Below are 5,920 nucleotides of genomic sequence, written 5' to 3'. Positions count from 1 at the left end.
GTATTGTAGTATAAATCAACTATATTGCATAAATAAAGTTTATCACCATGAGTTCTCACGCAGAAGTTGCTATTGTGGGTGCAGGCATTTCTGGTCTGAGTGCAGCCTGGGAATTGCACAACTTAGGTATCGAATCGCTGGTTGTACTGGAAGCCAATTCACGAGTAGGGGGACGAACTCTCAATCATCCGCTTGTGTCAGGGGGTTACGTTGAACAAGGTGGGACTTGGGCTGGTCCTACTCAAACTGCGTTGCTGAATCTAGCAAAAGAAATGGGGGTTTCTATCAAGAAAGGAAAGCTTGAAGGTCAGACATTCTATGGTTTTCGCCAGAAATGGACGATGCTAGAGGCATCTCCGACATCTGAATCGGACATTGCTCAAAAAGATTTCGCTCAGGCGATGACAACATTTGAGGCTTTGTGCCGTACTGTTCCACTAGAAACCCCTTGGCAAGCTCCTAATGCAAACATATTAGATTCTATGACAATGGGGGCTTGGATTGAGCAAAACACAACGACTGATGAAGCACGGGCTTGGTTCGAGGGGTGTGTGCGGCAAATTCTCAGTGGCGATCCAAACAAAGTTTCACTATTATGGATGCTTCATTTTGTCCATACAGCAGGATTCAATGATTTATTAGAGACTGCTGAGGATTTTTCCTTTGTTGGCGGAACACAACAGATTTCCCTAAATATCGCAGAACGCTTAGGGGAACGGGTCTTACTCAATGCGTCTGTGACTGAAATATCGGGTTACGATGACTCCCTTGTTCAACTTATTTGTGAACGTGGGGTTGTGTATGCTCAACAAGTCATTGTGGCGATGATGCCCAAGACTGTTGCTCGTATCCAATTTCACCCCCCTCTTCCCCCAATTCACCGTCAACTGATTGCAGAGTGGAAGACGATGAGTTGGATTAAATTTCATGCTATCTATGAAAAACCTTGGTGGCAAGGTCAAATAATCAGTGGTCACTTTCTCAGTATCGATAGCAAAATAGAGGTAATTGATATCTCGCCGCAAGATGGAAGTAGAGGTGTGATTGTTGGATTGTTAGCTCCCGATTACGCAACGTTACCTGAGTCCAAACGCCAAGAGTTATGCCTTGCATTTCTGGGAGAAACTTTTGGTGAAGCCGCACGACAACCATCAGAGTGGGTGGAATTTGATTGGAATAATCAACCTTGGACAGGTGGATGCATTTCCGCATTACCACCTGGTTTACTCACTACTGCTGGTTCTGGTCTCAATAGTCCGGTAGGTCGGATTCATTGGGCTGGTACAGAACGCTCTAGTATTTGGGCTAACTACATTGAAGGTGCTATTCGCGCTGGACAAAAGGCTGCTCGTGATGTTGCGGCTAAGCTGAGGTCAGTCTCTACAACCTAGTGTTCAATTGCTTAAGCTTCCCCACATTAAAATACGTTTATACGCAAAGAAGAACAGACGCTCCTCACCCAAGTACTTGATTAACTTCTGCGTGTACCGTTTCACAAATCGCTCGTAAGTCTCAGCATCTAGCCGCTGCTGGTATGTTGTGAGCAACGTCCCGCGATACCATTCTATGACTGCTTCTGGTGACGGTAATAAGCGATTAAACTTGTGGGATGACTTTCTACTAGCTTCAGCTCTAGGACTTCATCTTTGTCATGACAACAACCCGAGTGTCTACATTCAGCACTTGTACTCCTTTAGGCATAGTTGTCATTGGGACTCTCCAGTGTGAATGACCACAAATAACTAATAAATTACTTCCTGTTGTTAGTTCAGTACGAATTGACTGATTCCCTATCAATTTCGCTTCTGCATCGTTGGGACCTTCATGCAAAATTAAAATGTCTGGTGACTCGTTGAGAAGTTCGTGTATAAGTTCTCTAAAATCTTCTTCCGGACGACGGAAAGGCTTAGTTCTCTTACCAATAATCCCTGAAATTCCAGCAATGCGAATTCCATCTAGACAAGTGAGGTCGCCATCTAAATAATGTATACCTTGCTCATTTTGAAATGCTTGAATTTCTTGTGGTGTTTTGCCAATATTGTCGTGGTTTCCTCCTACCCCAGCAACCCAACGAAAACGGCGACTAAAAGCTTGCCAAACTTCACGGACATCTCCTACACCACCACGCTTATCTACTTTTGCGTAAAGGTCTCCTGCTAAAATGACGCCCGTTGTTTGTGGAGATGGAATTTTTCCTAACTGTGCCAAGTTTTCTAGTTCTTCACTGACAAGATGACCAAGAAGGCGGTAATTGGCTGGATCAACTCCCTGTAGATCGCTTGTGGCAATGATCGCTTCCAAACCATCTGGTAGTGAGTCAACTTTTGCTAACAAAACAGGCAGAACTCTATGAACTATACCAATACCATTGGGTGAATGGGTAATAAATGGTATTTGATGAATCGGTCGCTCAGAAATAGAAGTTATGACAGTTCTTGTTCGGATATGGTACAAAGAATCATGGGACATGGTATGATTTAGGTAATGCCTATCCGGGCTTGGCTAATTGGGTAGAAAAGTCATTTATAAATCTCTATTATGATTGAAAGAGAGACAGTTTATCCCAATAGTTACAATTAGAATATTGCAAGTACATAAATATAACTTTTCGCCTAAGAGACTCAGGGTTGTTTGCTAGTTTGTTATCTAGTATACTTTTTGAAAGTCATCGCTTATTTGTGCTAAAGACAGGAAACTCTTGTTCTGTAAAAGCACGAAAGGCAGCTCTGTCATTTGAGATAGTACCGATAAGTTACTATCTACCAGTCTACCAGTCTAACTCTTGCCTCTGCCAATGCGATCGCCTCTTGTTGCACTTGCTTATTGCTGAGATTTTCCATCCCCGCTGCTTCAGTATCAAAGAACACACTTTTGAGGGAATCTATGCGACGTCCCTAGAGCAAGACATGAATCAAAAAATCTTGTAGGCTGAGTTTAAGAACGAAACTTTACAATCAGAGGTCACTGTGGCACGCAAACGCTTAATTATTGAAATGGGGATGGGAGTGGATCAGCATGGACAGGAACCAACAGTTGCAGCAGCGAGGGCTGTGAGAAATGCGATCGCACACAATGCTTTACCCGGTGTGTGGGAAGTTGCTGGTTTGAGTGACCCAAATGAGATGATAGTTGAGGTTAAGGTAGCAGTCCCTTACCCAGAACAAGTACGAGAAGAAGAAGTTTTGGCTGTATTGCCTTTCGGTCGCAAAACTCTTACTGTTGAGCTTGGTGGAATGGTCGTTCAGGGTAAAGCAATTCCAGTACTCAATGATAAAAATGACGAAATGTTGATAGCTGTGGCTGCAGTTACAGTTTTTGTTGAAAATGATTAAGCGACTAAATCAGTTATCAGTTAACAGTAAACAGTTATCATTTCATCTAATGCTTTGCGCTAAACTAGAGACATCGAGGCGAATATCTCTGGCGGTAAGTCCAATAGATAACTTACCTTCACCAACGTTAGTGACGATGTCTCAAAAAGATAACGAATCACTCCAGATTCAAGAGATAAATAACCTCAAGCCAGTACACTTTGCTGACTTAGTTAGAGCTGCACAATTAATTTTCGACCCTGCAAAGGGAGTATCTGGAATATACACAGAAGTTGACTGGAAAGATTTCGGTATTCCTGATGATGTTGTGCAAAATTTGAAAGTGCTTGGTCAAGAGTATCAGTATTCATCTCCCCACATACCCATCGAAGAAATTTGGAGTAAATTAACTCCACAAACCCGTGTTTGGTTCATTCAAAATAAAAATGAGTTGTGGCGGTTTGAGGAAGCTTTCCCAGCCCTTGATGAAGACTAAAAATCCACCAGAGGGGAAATTGACAAACTTTGTGTTATCCAGTGTTGATATCTTCGACTTGGTTGAAACTTGGTTTGTCAACCCACCTAGACAATTTCCCACTTGTTTTGCTTGCATCAATTCAACACATAGGTTTGCGTTATATCATGTCAGGTTGATTAGTTGTGATTCCCATGATATTTTACCCCACCCCTTAATCCCCTCCCCGCAAGCGGGGAGGGGCGGTTTTGGCGCAAGACAAAACCGGGGTGGGGTCATCCGTGATTTATAAGCAATTAGCCGGACATGATATTACACCAATATCAAACCTTGCATACCAAAAAGATTGCCAAAGGGATCCCACATCTGACAAATAGCTTGGTTCTCCTCAATTGTCAACGGACCTCGATAAAGTTTAGCCCCGTGCTTTTGAGCATGATCTACTGCTTGAGAAAAGTCGTCTACACGCCAGTATGCTACTTGTCCGGCGTTTCCAGGACGCATTTTTTCATCTGCGACATGAAAAAACATATCTATGCTAGCGACTTCTATGAGCGCTCCTCGTATTTCGTTATCAGTGTGAAAATACTTAACTGGTGCATTTAGAAGTTTACTATACCAAGTTGCTGCTGCAACAACGTCATCTACAAAAAAAAAGATGGCTTGAATACCCTTAAACATCAACAGACTCCAATCCTGTAAGTCAAAATAGTAGTATGTAGTTACGGGAGACACTACCATGTCTGGTTTAAAACAAGTTATTCAGAATCTTTTTATTCGCCTTGAAGGTTTTTTCTCTGTTGTTTTTAAAAACATCTTTAATTTCTTTGGAAATGTCTTTGGTTTCTTCGCTAAGCTTTTTGGGTTTTCCAATTCTGGATATTTTCTAGAAGCTGATCAAGTACAGAGTATCAAACGAGAAACAACACAACAATCAATGAAGACTGAGGCGTCAATTGCGACTGAAACTCCTGCGACTTCTAATCGCCGTCGTCCCAATCCTCAAATGGACTACTACCGAAAAATGGCTCAGGAGGTGAAAAAGAGCTAGGACTACCGCTGTTGACTGGGTTTAGCTAGAAGTGTGGGGGCGATCGCTTGTCGCTGTTAAGTGACATACTCCCACAAGTCGCGCAAGCGTACAGTGTGGGCTTCTCAGCGACTCCCGGTATCCCGTCGGACATTAACTGAGCTTTGTTTAGACTGCACGAGATGCCCCTCCGCACAGTTGAACAATACAAAAATGTTCACACCTTTGTACTGTCAGAGTTTTACCTACCCACAGAAAGCGACACAGAAGTGTCTGTTACTGGGTAGAACCCCATACTCTGAGTTGCCAAGGTTCTGCAAAGAGATGACCAGCATTTTCGGGTTTGCCATCTAGTATGATTGTAATGGAATTATCATTACAATGTAAATGGTAAAAGTGAATTTAAACGTTCGCGTAGAACAAGCAGAAATGGAAATACTAGAAACCTATGCAGAACAAACGGGAAGAACCAAAACAGATATTATCCGTGAATACATTAGAAGTTTGGCGATTCGTCGCCCGCACCACTCTCTCAACGAGTGATAGTCGTTATTGGTCGGGGGCGGGACTCCTCAGCGCCCCGCCATTCATCCCACGCTGCCCTATCGGGTCAGACGTGGGGCTTTTGTCGGTTCAAGTTAAATCGCCGTAAGTCCCCCACTATAACGGTACTCCGTTTAGTGGCGGGAGAGGCGGCGGACGGCGACGAGGGCACCCCCATCACTGGTTTAACGAATATGACATGGTTGAGAAGAAGCAGCCAAATTTTCTGCAGGTGATGTCGCTGTTTTCATTTGGAACGCTGACGATAAAGCCCGATGGGGCATTAATAGTAATGTTACCGCCATTGCCACCTTTTTGATCAGTACCCGCAGATGTGGAAATTTGGCTACCACGGCGTAGGAGTAATAAGTCTCTGACTCGCAGATTGATATTGCCGCCATTACCTGATGCTGATTCAGCGTTGAACTTCGCTTTGTTGTTCAAACGAATTTGGCGTGCGGTCACTTCAATGTTACCTGGATCCCCTTGTCCAGAACTGTTGGCAAAAAGTGAAGCGTCATTGGTTAAAGACAGAGAATCAGCCTTAATTTGTATGTTTCC

At 43.4% G+C, this 5,920-nt stretch carries 7 protein-coding genes and 1 pseudogene; 5 read left to right on the top strand and 3 right to left on the bottom strand.

Features of this window, described 5'->3' with window-relative positions:
• The first annotated feature begins 47 nt into the window (after positions 1 to 47).
• Positions 48 to 1,391, top strand: a complete 1,344-nt coding sequence (locus DP116_RS26550) for a flavin monoamine oxidase family protein (protein WP_169157991.1) — start codon at positions 48 to 50, stop codon at positions 1,389 to 1,391.
• Positions 1,392 to 1,632: 241 nt separating this feature from the next.
• Here DP116_RS26550 and DP116_RS26545 read toward each other — a convergent pair whose 3' ends face one another.
• A complete protein-coding gene (locus DP116_RS26545; RefSeq protein ID WP_169157990.1) occupies positions 1,633 to 2,469 on the bottom strand; it encodes a metallophosphoesterase family protein in 837 nt (278 codons plus the stop codon).
• 497 nt (positions 2,470 to 2,966) lie between these two features.
• On the opposite strand from DP116_RS26545, the gene DP116_RS26540 reads away from it, so the two are divergent.
• Together DP116_RS26540 and DP116_RS26535 are read left to right on the top strand one after the other, a co-directional pair.
• Complete coding sequence (locus tag DP116_RS26540) at positions 2,967 to 3,332, top strand: Lin0512 family protein (RefSeq protein ID WP_169157989.1); 366 nt, start codon at positions 2,967 to 2,969, stop codon at positions 3,330 to 3,332.
• Positions 3,333 to 3,468: 136 nt separating this feature from the next.
• Positions 3,469 to 3,807 carry a hypothetical protein gene (locus DP116_RS26535; protein WP_169157988.1) on the top strand — a complete coding sequence of 113 codons (339 nt, stop codon included), beginning with the start codon at positions 3,469 to 3,471 and terminating at the stop codon, positions 3,805 to 3,807.
• 291 nt (positions 3,808 to 4,098) lie between these two features.
• Here DP116_RS26535 and DP116_RS26530 read toward each other — a convergent pair whose 3' ends face one another.
• Positions 4,099 to 4,521 carry a VOC family protein gene (locus DP116_RS26530; RefSeq protein WP_211173521.1) on the bottom strand — a complete coding sequence of 141 codons (423 nt, stop codon included), beginning with the start codon at positions 4,519 to 4,521 and terminating at the stop codon, positions 4,099 to 4,101.
• Positions 4,522 to 4,525: 4 nt separating this feature from the next.
• Between DP116_RS26530 and DP116_RS26525 the strand changes: the two genes are divergently transcribed.
• Positions 4,526 to 4,837: a threonine dehydratase gene (locus DP116_RS26525; protein WP_169157986.1), complete on the top strand. Its 312-nt coding sequence runs from the start codon at positions 4,526 to 4,528 to the stop codon at positions 4,835 to 4,837.
• A 366-nt stretch (positions 4,838 to 5,203) separates the two neighbouring features.
• On the top strand, positions 5,204 to 5,359 hold the full coding sequence (locus DP116_RS26520) for a ribbon-helix-helix protein, CopG family (RefSeq protein ID WP_169157985.1): 156 nt from the start codon (positions 5,204 to 5,206) through the stop codon (positions 5,357 to 5,359).
• A 177-nt stretch (positions 5,360 to 5,536) separates the two neighbouring features.
• On the opposite strand, the pseudogene DP116_RS26515 reads toward DP116_RS26520, so the two are convergent.
• Positions 5,537 to 5,920 (bottom strand): annotated as a pseudogene (locus tag DP116_RS26515) (hypothetical protein); the annotation flags it as partial.

Origin of the sequence: Brasilonema bromeliae SPC951 (assembly GCF_012912135.1) — a bacterium.
Taxonomy (GTDB): domain Bacteria; phylum Cyanobacteriota; class Cyanobacteriia; order Cyanobacteriales; family Nostocaceae; genus Brasilonema; species Brasilonema bromeliae.
The sequence above is the reverse complement of the archived record's forward strand: the minus strand, read 5'-3'. Positions and strand labels throughout refer to the sequence as shown.